Genomic DNA, 12,678 nt, shown 5'->3' with positions numbered 1-12,678 from the left:
AAAACCTTAACAAACAGTGCCTGTTGCTGTTCTCCAAAAGCTATTACGAAAAAACAAAAAGCCGTAAACCCTTCAATAGGACTTACGGCTTTCTCCTATGATGATTCCGACTGGGCTCGAACCAGCGACCTCCACCCTGTCAAGGTGGCGCTCTCCCAGCTGAGCTACGGAATCATATTTTATTGTCCGCTATCGAACACATTTTTAATTATATAAACGGGCAAGTTGTTTGTCAACAACTTTTTTAAAAAAATCGCTGTTCATGATGAAAAAAGGAAAGGTGACTTCCTCCCAAAGGAATAATCCGTGTTGGAACGGTTCGACATCGTATTTTTTCTATATTCTGATTGTTCTATCAAACGAGAATTTGCTTACGAAGGCTGGCGGAATTGATGAAAAACGCCCGCCGCTTCCGGTGCCGCTCAAAATGAAACTGCAGCTGACGGTCTTGTTCAGCAGCACATTTCCTGTCTTATTGTTCAGCTTAGCGACGGAAATCAAATGGTCGCTCGCCGGACCGAGCGCATCCCATTGGTCGTATTGGCCCTGGGCAACCGTGATTTTGCTGTTTTCGATCGCATTTTCCGTTTTCTTGACTCGCTTGTTGGTCGATGAGATCCATGAGCCGGTCAGTGTGCTGTTAAGTCATATGAAACGGGCGGAAAACGAAACGTATAAACCCGTCGCCCACAATGTGTATACTGATGAATTTGCCGATTTGCTTCGCGGATTCAATCATATGATCGATGCTGTGCATCGCCGCGACCGAACGAACAAAGAACTGCTTAACAGTTTCATCACCGTCTTGACAGCGGCGCTTGACGCCCGCGATCCTTATACAGCTGGGCACTCGCTGCGCGTGGCCCGTTACGCACTCGCGATTGGGGAAAAGCTTTCCCTTCCGAATGAACAGCTTGATGCCTTGTATCGTTCCGCTCTACTGCATGACATCGGAAAGATCGGCGTTCCCGATGCCATTTTGCGTGAACTACCCACCACCTACGCTTCGCTTAGAGGTGGGGGCTTCAAGCGACTTGTGTGTGTTCGCTGAACGGTAAGCCACACACAAGAACCCTTTACGCTTCCCTTCGTTCCGAAGGTGTCCGTTCTAGCCATATTCTATCATATTCGTTGGCTAACGCCAACCGAAATTCATCTCCCACTTTCACTGGTGCTGGCGCACCTTCACGTTTAGAAGTAGGAGACTTCTTTCGGAGGGAAGTTAAAGTGGGAAAGCTAAGCGATGATGAATTTGCCCGGATCAAAAAACACCCCGCCCTTGGGGAGGCCATTTTGCGGGAAGTCAGGCCGATCGAACCGATCGAACCGCTTCTAGCCGGCATACGCTCCCATCACGAACGCATAGATGGAAAGGGATATCCAGATGGGTTGGCAGGTGATGACATTCCGTTGTTTGGCAAAATCATCGCCGTGGCCGATGCATTTGACGCCATGACTTCCGATCGCCCGTACCGAAAAGGCATGGATATTCGTCAAGCGGCGGACATCTTGAGAAAAGGAAAGGGAACGCAGTGGGACAGCGAACTCGTCGACCTCTTTTTGAAACACTTACAAGAGGAGAAGCTGTTGTCAACCTCAGCGGCATCTTGACCCGCCCGCCAAGCTGTGAAGGCTTGGCGGGCTGATGGCTATGGCGTTGAAACTGACGGCCGCTCCTGAACAAACGACAACGCCTGCTCAAAATCGGCGATCAAATCGTTGACATCCTCAATCCCGACGCTCAGCCGCAACAAGCCGTCGGTAATGCCGCGGCGGAGTCGCTCGTCTTTCGGCATGGCCGCATGCGACATTTTCGCCGGGTGCGATAAAATCGACTCGACCGCGCCAAGGCTGACGGCGAACACGGGCAAGCGGACGTTTCGGACGAACGTCCGGGCCGCTTCTTCATCGGCCAAGCGGAACGACAGCACGGCGCCAAACCCGTCCGCTTGATGGCGCTGGATGTCATGGCCTGGGTGGTGCGAAAGCCCCGGATAATACACTTCTTCGACCTTTGGGTGACAAGCCAAATATTGGGCGATGGCGGCCGCTGATTCAGATGACTGCTTCAGCCGGACGTGGAGCGTTTTTAATCCGCGCAGCACAAGCCACGCATCTTGGACGCCAAGGACAGCGCCAAATGCGTTTTGCAGTTTGTACAGCTCTTTTCCCAACTCTTCATCTTTCACCACGGCCAATCCGGCGACGACGTCGCTATGGCCGGCTAAAAATTTCGTGGCGCTGTGAAGGACAATATCGACGCCAAGGTCAAGCGGCCGCTGCAGCGCCGGCGTCATGAACGTATTATCCAAGAACGTCAAACAGCCGTGCGCTTTCGCCAGTTTGACGACGCCTTGAATATCGGTCACTTTTAACAATGGGTTGGACGGCGTTTCCATATAAATGACTTTCGTGTTCGGTCGGATGTTTTCGGCCACTGCGTTTAAATCGGTCATATCGACAAACGTATGCTCGATGCCAAAGCGGGTCAACACTTCCGTGATCATCCGGTACGTGCCGCCGTAGACGTCTTCAGTCACGAGGACGTGGTCGCCTCGGGACAAGAGCAAAAACGCCGTCGAAATGGCCGCCATGCCAGAAGCGAAGGCGAATCCGCGCACGCCGCCTTCTAACGCCGCGATCGTTTCCTCGAGCGCCTCGCGCGTCGGGTTGCCGGAGCGGCTGTAGTCGTATTTGCCGAATGAATCGAAATCGAACTGATGGAACGTGGAGGCATGCTGGATCGGCACGCTCACCGCTCCCGTGTGGCGATCGACTTTCCATTCATTATGGAGCAGTTTCGTTGAAAACGACCATTCCCGTTCCATCGCTTACACCTCTTTCATGTGTTTGAACGCTTGCGCCAAGTCGGCGATTAAATCATCCGCATGTTCGATGCCGACCGAGAAGCGGAGCAGTCGGTTGCAGACGCCGTTTTGGATGCGGATTTCCTCTGGAATGTCCGCATGCGTCTGCGTCGCCGGGTACGTGATGAAGCTTTCAACTCCGCCTAAGCTTTCCGCGAACGTAATGAGGCGCAAGCTTTTTAAAAACCCGTTCACCCACTTTTCATCGGCAATCCGGAATGACAGCATCCCTCCTCGCCCTGGGTACAGGACGTCAGTCACATCTTCATGTTCGCGCAAAAAGGCGCTGATGCGCTTGGCGTTTTCTTCATGTTGACGCATCCGGAGAGCCAACGTTTTCATCCCGCGAATCAACAGCCACGAATCAAACGGTGACAACACCGCGCCGATGGCGTTCTGGTACTCGGCCAAGCGTTGACAGAGATCCTCGCCCTTGGCGACGACAAGGCCAGCCAGCACATCGTTATGGCCGCCTAAATATTTCGTGGCGCTGTGGATGACAATATCGGCGCCTTGTTCGATCGGGCGTTGAAGCACCGGTGTATAAAACGTGTTGTCAACGATCAACAAAAGCCCATGCCGTTTGGCAAGCGCGGAGACAGCGGCAATATCCGTCTCCTGCATCAATGGGTTCGTCGGCGTTTCCAAAAAGATGGCTTTCGTTTTTTCGGTGATACACGCTTCCACCGCGGCAAGATCAGCAAAATCGACGTAATGAAAGCCGAGACCGTACTTGCGCCAGCCGCGCTCAAACAGGCGGTACGTGCCGCCGTAAAGGTCGGCCGATACGAGAAACTCGTCTCCGCTCTCAAACAAGGCGAGCACCGTCTGAATGGCGGCCATGCCGGAGCTGAACGCATAGCCTTGGTCGCCGCCTTCCAGTCTCGCGATCGCTTCTTCGACGATTTTGCGCGTTGGGTTGCCGGTGCGGATGTAGTCAAACCCGGTCGACTCTCCGAGGCCAGCATGGCGGTAGGCGGTCGAGAAATAGACGGGCGGGTTGACCGTCCCCGTCACCGTTTCGCTCCGATTGCCAATTTGCGCTAACAACGTCTCCAGTTTCTCCATCTCATCTCTCTCCTTCTGCTGAAAATTCCATCATGGATCAACGGCCGACCATTTGACGCCCAACGAAGCGCCGCTGTCTGTCGGGCAGCGGCCGAGGGCCTTGATCCTCGACGCCCCTCGGTTGAGGGAGCGGCCGCTTGAGTAAATAAAAAAAGTCTTCTAAGAAGAAGACTTTTCCATACGCACATGGTCATGCTTCTTCTTATCTGCCGAATTGAATGCTCAATTCGCTGGATTTAGCACCTGGCCGCCGGGCGGCTGGTTGCTGAAGCTTCATTGGGCCAGTTCCCTCCGCTTCTCTTGATAAGAATGAGACGCGTATTCAATTTTTCTAATTTTAATAAAAAATGTAGCGCATTCCCCCCGTTTTTGCAAGCCATTTTTTTGTGAATGGCACGATTCGGCAAATTCGCAAAAAATTCGAGCCCTTCGTTAACATCTTTTGGCGCAAATATGTTACAATAACAGATGAACTTACGCTTTCATGGAGGATGGTCATGGCGACAGCAACAGGAACGATGCGCGACTGCAAGTTGTACAGCGGAGAGCTGCAAGAAGAAATCGAACTGCTCGTCTACTTGCCAAGCAATTTTTCGCCGCTTTACAAATATTCTTTATTAATCGCGCAAGATGGCAAAGATTATTTTATGTATGGAAAAATGAAAACCGTCATCGAAACGCTGATGGCAGAAGGAACAATCGACGGGACGATCGTCGTCGGCATCCCGTATCGGAACGTCAACGACCGCTACGAGAAATACCACCCGGAAGGCCGAAAGCACGAAGCATACCTTCGTTTTTTAGCCCATGAACTCGTCCCGTTTTTGGACCGCGAACTGCCGACATACCAAATGGGCAAAGGCCGGGCGCTGATCGGCGATTCGCTCGGCGGAACGGTGTCGCTTCTAGCCGGGTTGTTGTATCCGCATACATTTGGGAAAATCGCCATGCAGTCCCCCTATATCGATGACTCGGTATTGGCGCGCATCCGCTCATTCCGCGATCCATCGCTCCTTTCGCTTTACCATTCTGTTGGCACAGAGGAAACAGCGGTGAAAACGACGGATGGCCATGTGCGCGATTTTATCACCCCGAATCGAATGGCGCGGGACTTGTTTATGGAAAAACGGTTTGCTTATACGTACCATGAGTTCGAAGGCGGCCATGCGTGGACGTATTGGCAGCCGGATGTACCCCGGGCCGTAGCCGCTGTTTTATCGTTATAGGACAAAACGGAGCAACTTCAAAGATGTCGAAGCCGCCGCATCCATTCCGTGCGTTTCCTGTGCATGGAAAAAGAACTGGTTCAAGGAGGGAAAACAAAATGAAGTACGGCATTGTGATCTTTCCGCCAAAACGGATTCAGGACTTCGCCAACTCGTACCGGAAACGGTACGACAGCCATTACGCCCTCATCCCGCCGCATATTACGCTGAAATACCCATTTGAAGCGGATGAGGAGCAAATAAAAAAAATGGCGAAAGAGTTGCGCCGCATTGCGGCGGAAACACCTCCCATTCCGATCAAAGTGACGAAATTCAGCTCGTTTTACCCGACAAGCAACATCATTTATTTGAAGGTGGAACCAAACGACGTGCTCGAGCGCCTTCATGAACAACTGCACAGCGGCTTGTTCGCCGGAAAGCCGGAGTTTGTGTTCGTGCCTCACATTACGATCGGCCGCGATTTGCCGGGCGCAGAATATGCGGACGTCTACAGCCAGCTGAAGCTGCAAGATGTGCACTTCGAGGAGACCGTCGACCGCTTCCATCTTCTCTATCAGCTGGAAAACGGCTCGTGGACCGTCTATGAAACGTTTATCGTCGGAGGAAAGGAAACGGTCTGAGATGAACATTGCGATTGGCACAACGCAAGATCGCGCTTTGTACGAAGACGCCTTGCGCGTCCGCCGGCTCGTATTCATTGAGGAGCAAAACGTGCCGGAAGACGAGGAAATCGACGCATTCGAGGACGACTCGTTCCACCTCGTCCTGTATGATGGCCAAACACCGGTCGGTGCTGGGCGACTCCGTTTCATTGACGAAGGCGTCGGCAAAATCGAGCGCATTTGCGTCCTGCCGTCCTACCGCGGCCGCGGCGCCGGACGGATGGTGATGGAAGCGATCGAACAGCTGGCGAAAACAAAAGGGGCGAAAACGGCGAAACTGAACGCCCAGACGCACGCAGAACCGTTTTACCAAAAGCTCGGCTATACGACCGTCTCCGGCGTCTTTATGGACGCCGGCATCCCACATGTCACGATGGTGAAATCGCTCGAATGATGGCCATAGAACAGCCTCGTCTACACTGATCCAAGGCTTGGGATCATCGAACATCGTTTCGCTCTCCTGAGCCAAGCAGAGCAAAAGGGAGCTGTGCGCACGCAAGCTCCCTTTTGCTTACTTTTTGTTGTTCAGCATATTGGCGATCGTATTGAAATCAATTTGCTTGCCGTTATGGACGATCGCCTTGACGATTTGATCCTCAAGTTCTTTTGGCACTTTCCGGTTGGCAATTTGCGCCACCCGCTTCACCACTTGGCGCACCGTTTTTTCATCGCTGAAATTGGCGTTTTGCAGCGAGTTGGCGAGCTCAAAAACGTCTTTCATATTGACACCTGTTTTCTTTTCGATGTTTTTAAAAAATTGCTGATCCATCGTTCCGCCTCCTTCTCCCTGCTATATCGTATGATGCTCCCGCCTCGGCGTGCATCAAATTAGGGAAAGAAAAATACGAGCCGCTCCGTGGCGCCGAAACGGCCCGTATCCCTTTCGCTTTTTCCGTTAGGCGACAAATGCCGCGCCGACAATAATCAACAAAATGAACAACACGACAATCAGCACAAAGCCACCGCCATAGCCACCGCCATAGCCACCGCCATAGCCACCGCCATAGCCGTAGCCGTAAGGATAACCATAACCGCAGAAGCCCATCATAATGTGCACCTCCTTCTCCGTTTACTGTATCGTATTCACCGGCTTAGCGGGGCGTATGGGCGCAAAGGCCATTTTGTCATCCAAATCGGCGGAACAGCTCGGCAAATTCCCGCTCCTTCTTCGCAAACCATTGCTCGATGTAGTCTAAGTTGCCTTGCACACTTTTTAAAAATCCATTGTTCAATTTTTCGATTTCTTGCAGCTGTTTGTTAAAGTCCTTTCCCCATTGTTCAAACAGGCGGATGAACGTTTCATGCCCTTCTTTGCGTGACGCCACCCAACCTTCGAGCGCCTTTTCCAGTTCTTTGCTCACACTTTCCCCCCTTTTCTTACTGTTGTATGCAAAAACGACTGCCCAAGGTGAAGGCGTCCCCGTTCTTTTTTTGCCTTGCCATATGGTAAAGTAAAGATGAACGGCAACATGAAAGGGAGGGAACGAATGTGAGACAGATTGAAACAGCTGAGCAATTCGAGGCGGCCATTTCCGGCGATAAGCCAGCGATTATGAAGTTTTACACAACTTGGTGTCCGGACTGCGTGCGCCTCAATATGTTCATCGATGACATCGTTCGCGACTATGGACAATATGATTGGTTTGAAATCGACCGTGACCGGTTTCCGGAACTTGGCGAGAAATACCAGGTACTTGGCATCCCGAGCCTGCTTGTCTTCCGCAACGGAAAAAAAATTGCTCATCTGCACAGCGCTGACGCCAAAACGCCGGAAGAGGTGCGCGCCTTTTTGCAGTCCCTGCCGGAGTAAGACGGGGCGGCATCCTTGCCTCGCCAGAGAAGAAGGGCAACAAAAAGAGGCTGTCCGAGAAGGAAGCTTTCCTTCTCGGACAGCCATGCGAATGAACAGACAGCTCCTTATGGATCGCCGATTGTGGAAACGGAAGCCGTCAATATTCAATTTCGTCGTAGTCTTTCGGCTGGCGCGTCAGCTGCGGGCTGTCAAACATCAATTCAATCGAAATTTCCTCATCGGTCGTCCGCGTCCGCTCGGAGCGGTCGTTTGGTTTCAATTGGACTTGAATTTCCTCATCCGTCGTTTTTATCCGTTTGTCTTCCATCGTCTTTTCCTCCTGTGTCATCAGTTTCGCAAGAGCGGTTCGACTTTTTGCACAAGCTCTGCCATTTTTGCGGCGTTTCGTTCATACAGCGCCTTCGCCTCTTCGGAATTCGTCTGCAACGCATACAGCTCCAGATCAGCCTGCACTTTTTTCATCGCGGCCAAGAGCAGCTTTTTCTCCTGTGGCTCGGCAATTTGGATCTTATCATCGTACAAATCGATCGTCAGCTGTCCGTATGAATCGACTTGGGCGAGAAACACATTTTCAATCGCCACTCCTTGTTTGTCAAGCTGTTCCTTCAGCCAGCCGCGGCCAAGCCCCATCGTAGCGAGCGGCTCATCCAAAATCATGCCGTCCATAATGACCGTTTGCGGCTCTTTTTCCCGCGGCGGGTTTGGGAACACATCTCCAACGGTGAGCGGCTGTTTTTCCCGCTTCAGCAACACGTTCAAGTCGCCGTTTGGCTCAAGCACCGCAAACTCGACGTCGGCGACGCGGAACACATCTTTTTTGCGCAGCTGTTCGAGCAGCTCGTCAACCGTATATTTCTCCCGTTTCAAATTTTCCTCTAAAATTTTGCCGTTTTTAATAAAAACCGTGGAATTGCCCTCGACAAAATCGCGAAATTTCTTGTTGCGCAGCGAGAGACGAGCGACAGCCACTGGAAACAGCGACCAAATCAAAATGCTGGTGATGCCTTCTTGCAACGAAATTCCTAAATCGACCGACATCGTTCCAGCGATATCGCCGACGGTAATGCCGACGATGTATTCAAAAAACGACAATTTTGATAATTGCTTTTTGCCGAGAATGCGGGTGATCACAAACAACCCGATTAAAATGCAAATCGAACGAATGGCGGTTTCTAACCATATAGGCATCGATCATGCTCCTTACTTTCCGTGGTATTGCGGCTCTTCGAACTCGAGCCGGCCGATCCGGTCTTTGATGTCCGCGATGATCTCCTCTGTCGCAAGCATCGCTTCATGAAACGTCCGCTGCGCCGTTTCATCCTGGGAAGTGAGCGCCAGCTGTTGCAGCCCAGCGTGAATGCCTTTTAAGCTCGCCAACGTTTGTTTCACCTGCGAAGCAACGGTCATGGAAGATCCCTCCTATCCTTTCGGGCGGAACAAGAGCGCCCCGATAAACCCAAAGACGATCGCCGCTGAGATGCCGGCGCTCGTCACTTCAAACATGCCGGTCAATACGCCGATAATGCCGTGTTTTTCCGCCTCTTGCATCGCGCCGTGAACGAGCGCGTTTCCAAAGCTCGTAATCGGAATCGTCGCCCCGGCGCCGGCAAAATCAATGAGTGGCTCATACAAACCGAATCCATCCAAAATCGCCCCGACGACGACGAGAATCGTCAACGTATGTGCAGGTGTCAGTTTAAACACATCCATCAAAATTTGCCCGATCACGCAAATCAGCCCGCCGACGACAAACGCCCAAAAAAACATAGCCAACACGCTACGCCTCACCTCCATACTCGATCGCCACCGCGTGGGCGATGCATGGAATCGTCTCGTTTTGCTGGAACGATAGCGGCGACAATAGCGCTCCTGTCGCGACTGCCAAAATGCGCTTCAGCTCGCCGCGCCGCATCCGTTTGATGAGATGCCCGTAAACGACGACAGCGGAACAAGCCGCCCCACTTGCGCCGGACAAAACCGGCTGCCCATCGCGGTAAATGAGCAGCCCGCAATCTTGGTAGCACTCTTCATCGATGTCAATGCCGTGCTGACGCAGCAAGTCAAGGGAGACTTGGCGTCCGATTCGCCCTAGATCGCCGGTGACGATCAAATCGTAATACGATGCATCGATTTGCATGTCGCGCAAATGCGCCTCAATCGTATCGACCGCCGCCGGCGCCATCGCTCCACCCATGTTGAACGGGTCGGCAAGCCCCATATCCACAACGCGGCCGATCGTCGCCGCGGTCACGCGCGGCCCGTCCCCTTTCGGGCTGACGATCGCCACGCCAGCTCCCGTTACTGTCCACTGCGCCGTCGGCGGCTTTTGCCCGCCGTATTCCGTCGGGTAACGAAACTGTTTTTCGACGGCAGCATTGTGGCTTGAGGCTCCGGTTAATATATAATCTGCCCCGCCGTAGTTGGTAATAAAAGCGCTTAGCGCCAGCCCTTCCATCGAAGTGGAACAGGCGCCAAAAACACCGAGATACGGCATGCCGAGCGTTCGGGCAGCAAAGCTTGTCGGGGTCATTTGGTTGATCAAGTCGCCGGCGATGAGAAATTGCACGTTTTCTTTCTCTAGGCCGGCTTTTTCCATCGCCTGAAACGCTGCTTCCTCCATGAGCACGCGGTGCGCCTTCTCGTACGACTCCTCTCCGAGCCATAAATCTTCGTGAAGAAGATCAAAGTCTTCCGCGAGGCGGCCGTTTGCCTCAAACGGCCCGCCGACCGCCGCTGTTGCGATGATTGCCGGCTTGTTCGCAAACACCCATGTGCGGTGCCCTTTCAGCATTACAATCCCCCCCACTGGGTCGCAATCGTTTTGACAAGGGCGATAACAAAGGCGGCAAACGTACCGAACAAGATGACCGATCCGGCGAGCTTGAACATGTTCGAGCCGACGCCTAACACAAATCCTTCCGTCCGGTGCTCAATCGCCGCCGAGATGACGGCGTTGCCAAACCCTGTCACCGGCACGGCGCTTCCCGCCCCAGCGAATTGGGCGATCCGGTCATAAACGCCAAGCCCAGTTAAAATCATCGACAAAAAGACCATCGTCGCCACCGTCGGATTGCCTGCCGTTTGCTCGGTAAAGTCAAAAAAATACATGTAAAAATAAGAGATCGCCTGTCCAATCACGCAAATGATTCCGCCAACGAGAAACGCGCAAACACAGTTGCGAACGATAGGGCGCTTCGTTTCCCGCTCTTTTTCGAATAAATGATATTCCTGCTGAACCGGGGTCAGCTTTTTCCGTTTTTCATTCGCCATAATGACACCTCTTATGTTTGCTCTTTGCTTAGCTTTTCAATGCGCCTGACTTCCCGATTGACTTTTCGTTCATCCCAGCGTCGATTGTCCATGTTAGCTTTTAATTCCTTCGTCTTCCAAAAAATTTTCAAATCGCTCGAGGAAACAACGTCATAGCCAGGAAACAGGTCGCGCAGTTTTTGGTCAATGTCTTTCTCAATTTGTTTTCGACTCCACCGCTTCATATGGGGAATTTGATAAGCAATGAGCAACCGATCCCCGCTGTTGACCGCCACCACGTCCCGAACATCGTCGCGCCCGCGCAAATAGCTGGCCGCCCGCTCGGCCGGACCTTGGTTCAGCTCCGCATGTTTCGCCGTCCCGGACGTTTGGGTTCTCAGCAGGTTTGCCCCTTGCAGCGATTGCTTTTGTTCCGTTTCTTCTTTGGCGCAGCCGCCGACCGCGATCATCGCAACGACGGCCGCCAACCACCATTTTTTCATCTTCATCAACCCATTCGTTTTTATGTATTTCCGCCAAGTCGGGAAAGGTTGGCGTGCTGTGCCAACCTTTCCGCCTAAACCATCCCATTCGCTTCTGCGAAGGTTATTGTTGTTTATATTGTGGCTCTTCGTTTTGAATTTCTTGCATGCGCGAGTTCACCAAATCAATGACCGCCTGCGTTTGTTGGGCAGCTTGTTGGTAAAGCTGTTTCGCGGCTTGGTTTTCGGTTTGCAAAGCAAACGTTTCGAAGCTCGCTTGAGCCGATTTTAACCCCGCCAATGTTTGTTTCACTTGTGTTGCAACCGTCATGATTCATGTCCTCCTTATATGGTGTAAGATTGGTGGTGACAATGTTTAGAATGGTTTTTCGCCGCCAAATTATAATTGTCATTTTCTGCAAAACGTTCTGCCGCCTTTCCAGCCTTTCCGGGCACGAAAAGGGCGCCTTCTGCAGGCGCCCATGCGGTTTACGACTTGTTATCAACTTTATCGGAATAACCGCGGCCAAGCGACGGGTTGTTTAAAATGCCGGCCATCACCAAAATGCTTAAGAAGGCATGGTACAGTTGTTCATATTTGCCAAGATCAATGTCGACGCCGAATGTCTCAAGCGCAATCACGGCAAACGATCCGATTGCCAGCCAAAGCCCGTAATTTTTAAAACGCTCCACCGTTTGCGTCCCCCATTTGCTTTATGGCTAGATCCACGAGAACGGTCTCCGTTCTCCTTCGTTTCGATCATGGCCTCCTTCACCATGTTCTTCCTTATCCCGGTCCCGCACATCTTCAACGGCTTCCATTTCCGTATCATCGCGGTACGGGAACAACCACGGATCGCGGATGCGGCCGCGCGGCATAATGACGATGTCATCGGCATGAATGATCAATTTATCGACATGAATCACTTTCGCTTTTTTCCGATCCGACATGCCCTTCCCCCCTTCCTTTCGCCTAGTTGCACTGTTAGACTATGCAAGGAGGCGAAGCGAAGTATAGGCATCTCTCACAGATTTCCGTTATTTCTTCTTGATGACGGCTGGCCGACCGCATCCGCATCCGCTCGGACGCCGCACAGGCTGCGTTGTCGAAGAAAGCACCCTTGTCACCGGTTTCGACGGAGTTGGCTTCTTCATTTCTCATCCCTCCATCCCGAAAAAGTGTAGCCCTCGCCGATCAACCAATTTATGTTCAAGTCCATTTCCGTACGATTCGTCTCTAATCGAAACGGCATAAAAACAAACAATGTCTAACGGCGAGAGAAAAAGCGAGCGGCTACTGCTATTGTATGG

Annotated in this window: 20 protein-coding genes, 1 tRNA gene, 1 pseudogene and 1 riboswitch; of the genes and pseudogenes, 6 read left to right on the top strand and 16 right to left on the bottom strand. The window is 52.2% G+C overall.

Annotated features, from left to right (window positions below):
- Positions 1–101: 101 nt before the first annotated feature.
- Positions 102–174 (bottom strand) — tRNA-Val (locus ETR37_RS01895).
- A gap of 193 nt (positions 175–367) precedes the next feature.
- Between ETR37_RS01895 and ETR37_RS01890 the strand changes: the two genes are divergently transcribed.
- Together ETR37_RS01890 and ETR37_RS01880 are read left to right on the top strand one after the other, a co-directional pair.
- Complete coding sequence (locus ETR37_RS01890) at positions 368–1,051, top strand: HD-GYP domain-containing protein (protein WP_240673865.1); 684 nt, start codon at positions 368–370, stop codon at positions 1,049–1,051.
- Positions 1,052–1,221: 170 nt separating this feature from the next.
- Positions 1,222–1,611: pseudogene (locus ETR37_RS01880) on the top strand (HD-GYP domain-containing protein); the annotation flags it as partial.
- Positions 1,612–1,649: 38 nt separating this feature from the next.
- On the opposite strand, the gene metC reads toward ETR37_RS01880, so the two are convergent.
- On the bottom strand, positions 1,650–2,828 hold the full coding sequence (gene metC, locus ETR37_RS01875) for a cystathionine beta-lyase (protein WP_020754313.1): 1,179 nt from the start codon (positions 2,826–2,828) through the stop codon (positions 1,650–1,652).
- Between the two features lie 3 nt (positions 2,829–2,831).
- Entirely contained in the window at positions 2,832–3,935 is a 1,104-nt protein-coding gene (locus ETR37_RS01870; protein WP_129446828.1) for a methionine biosynthesis PLP-dependent protein, read from the bottom strand.
- Positions 3,936–4,134: 199 nt separating this feature from the next.
- Positions 4,135–4,245: riboswitch (SAM riboswitch) on the bottom strand.
- Between the two features lie 187 nt (positions 4,246–4,432).
- Between ETR37_RS01870 and ETR37_RS01865 the strand changes: the two genes are divergently transcribed.
- The 3 genes from ETR37_RS01865 (at position 4,433) to ETR37_RS01855 (ending at position 6,217) form a co-directional block, all read left to right on the top strand.
- Positions 4,433–5,161, top strand: coding sequence for an alpha/beta hydrolase (locus ETR37_RS01865; protein WP_081132956.1), 729 nt, complete (start codon positions 4,433–4,435; stop codon positions 5,159–5,161).
- 98 nt (positions 5,162–5,259) lie between these two features.
- Positions 5,260–5,781 carry a YjcG family protein gene (locus ETR37_RS01860; protein WP_011230365.1) on the top strand — a complete coding sequence of 174 codons (522 nt, stop codon included), beginning with the start codon at positions 5,260–5,262 and terminating at the stop codon, positions 5,779–5,781.
- Position 5,782: 1 nt separating this feature from the next.
- Positions 5,783–6,217, top strand: a complete 435-nt coding sequence (locus ETR37_RS01855) for a GNAT family N-acetyltransferase (protein ID WP_011230364.1) — start codon at positions 5,783–5,785, stop codon at positions 6,215–6,217.
- A 117-nt stretch (positions 6,218–6,334) separates the two neighbouring features.
- Here the strand turns inward: ETR37_RS01855 and spoVIF are convergent, their stop codons facing one another.
- From spoVIF to ETR37_RS01840, 3 genes are all read right to left on the bottom strand, one after another.
- Positions 6,335–6,592 carry a sporulation-specific transcription regulator SpoVIF gene (gene spoVIF, locus ETR37_RS01850; protein WP_011230363.1) on the bottom strand — a complete coding sequence of 86 codons (258 nt, stop codon included), beginning with the start codon at positions 6,590–6,592 and terminating at the stop codon, positions 6,335–6,337.
- Positions 6,593–6,718: 126 nt separating this feature from the next.
- Positions 6,719–6,871 carry a YjcZ family sporulation protein gene (locus ETR37_RS01845; RefSeq protein ID WP_080986155.1) on the bottom strand — a complete coding sequence of 51 codons (153 nt, stop codon included), beginning with the start codon at positions 6,869–6,871 and terminating at the stop codon, positions 6,719–6,721.
- Between the two features lie 76 nt (positions 6,872–6,947).
- On the bottom strand, positions 6,948–7,184 hold the full coding sequence (locus tag ETR37_RS01840; protein WP_011230361.1) for a hypothetical protein: 237 nt from the start codon (positions 7,182–7,184) through the stop codon (positions 6,948–6,950).
- Between the two features lie 128 nt (positions 7,185–7,312).
- Between ETR37_RS01840 and ETR37_RS01835 the strand changes: the two genes are divergently transcribed.
- Entirely contained in the window at positions 7,313–7,633 is a 321-nt protein-coding gene (locus ETR37_RS01835; RefSeq protein WP_063192230.1) for a thioredoxin family protein, read from the top strand.
- Positions 7,634–7,772: 139 nt separating this feature from the next.
- On the opposite strand, the gene ETR37_RS19030 is transcribed toward ETR37_RS01835, so the two are convergent.
- The 10 genes from ETR37_RS19030 to ETR37_RS01790 form a co-directional block, all read right to left on the bottom strand.
- On the bottom strand, positions 7,773–7,943 hold the full coding sequence (locus tag ETR37_RS19030; RefSeq protein ID WP_011230359.1) for a hypothetical protein: 171 nt from the start codon (positions 7,941–7,943) through the stop codon (positions 7,773–7,775).
- Positions 7,944–7,963: 20 nt separating this feature from the next.
- Complete coding sequence (locus tag ETR37_RS01830; protein WP_013523193.1) at positions 7,964–8,824, bottom strand: DUF421 domain-containing protein; 861 nt, start codon at positions 8,822–8,824, stop codon at positions 7,964–7,966.
- Positions 8,825–8,836: 12 nt separating this feature from the next.
- Positions 8,837–9,043 (bottom strand): DUF1657 domain-containing protein, encoded by a 207-nt coding sequence (locus ETR37_RS01825; RefSeq protein WP_011230357.1) that lies wholly within the window; start codon positions 9,041–9,043, stop codon positions 8,837–8,839.
- 12 nt (positions 9,044–9,055) lie between these two features.
- A complete protein-coding gene (gene spoVAE, locus ETR37_RS01820) occupies positions 9,056–9,412 on the bottom strand; it encodes a stage V sporulation protein AE (protein WP_013146042.1) in 357 nt (118 codons plus the stop codon).
- A 1-nt stretch (position 9,413) separates the two neighbouring features.
- Positions 9,414–10,427, bottom strand: a complete 1,014-nt coding sequence (gene spoVAD / locus ETR37_RS01815; RefSeq protein WP_015374181.1) for a stage V sporulation protein AD — start codon at positions 10,425–10,427, stop codon at positions 9,414–9,416.
- Positions 10,427–10,906 (bottom strand): stage V sporulation protein AC, encoded by a 480-nt coding sequence (spoVAC, locus tag ETR37_RS01810; protein ID WP_011230354.1) that lies wholly within the window; start codon positions 10,904–10,906, stop codon positions 10,427–10,429. Before spoVAC ends, spoVAD begins: the two co-directional genes overlap by 1 nt.
- Before the next feature lie 11 nt (positions 10,907–10,917).
- Complete coding sequence (locus tag ETR37_RS01805) at positions 10,918–11,394, bottom strand: YhcN/YlaJ family sporulation lipoprotein (RefSeq protein ID WP_033005017.1); 477 nt, start codon at positions 11,392–11,394, stop codon at positions 10,918–10,920.
- A gap of 97 nt (positions 11,395–11,491) precedes the next feature.
- Positions 11,492–11,698 carry a DUF1657 domain-containing protein gene (locus ETR37_RS01800; protein ID WP_011230352.1) on the bottom strand — a complete coding sequence of 69 codons (207 nt, stop codon included), beginning with the start codon at positions 11,696–11,698 and terminating at the stop codon, positions 11,492–11,494.
- 158 nt (positions 11,699–11,856) lie between these two features.
- Positions 11,857–12,060 carry a hypothetical protein gene (locus ETR37_RS01795; protein ID WP_013523190.1) on the bottom strand — a complete coding sequence of 68 codons (204 nt, stop codon included), beginning with the start codon at positions 12,058–12,060 and terminating at the stop codon, positions 11,857–11,859.
- 27 nt (positions 12,061–12,087) lie between these two features.
- On the bottom strand, positions 12,088–12,318 hold the full coding sequence (locus tag ETR37_RS01790; protein ID WP_129446827.1) for a hypothetical protein: 231 nt from the start codon (positions 12,316–12,318) through the stop codon (positions 12,088–12,090).
- Between the last annotated feature and the right edge of the window lie 360 nt (positions 12,319–12,678).

Origin of the sequence: Geobacillus sp. PK12, assembly GCF_004123125.1 — a bacterium.
Lineage (GTDB): Bacteria > Bacillota > Bacilli > Bacillales > Anoxybacillaceae > Geobacillus > Geobacillus zalihae.
The sequence above is the reverse complement of the archived record's forward strand: the minus strand, read 5'-3'. Positions and strand labels throughout refer to the sequence as shown.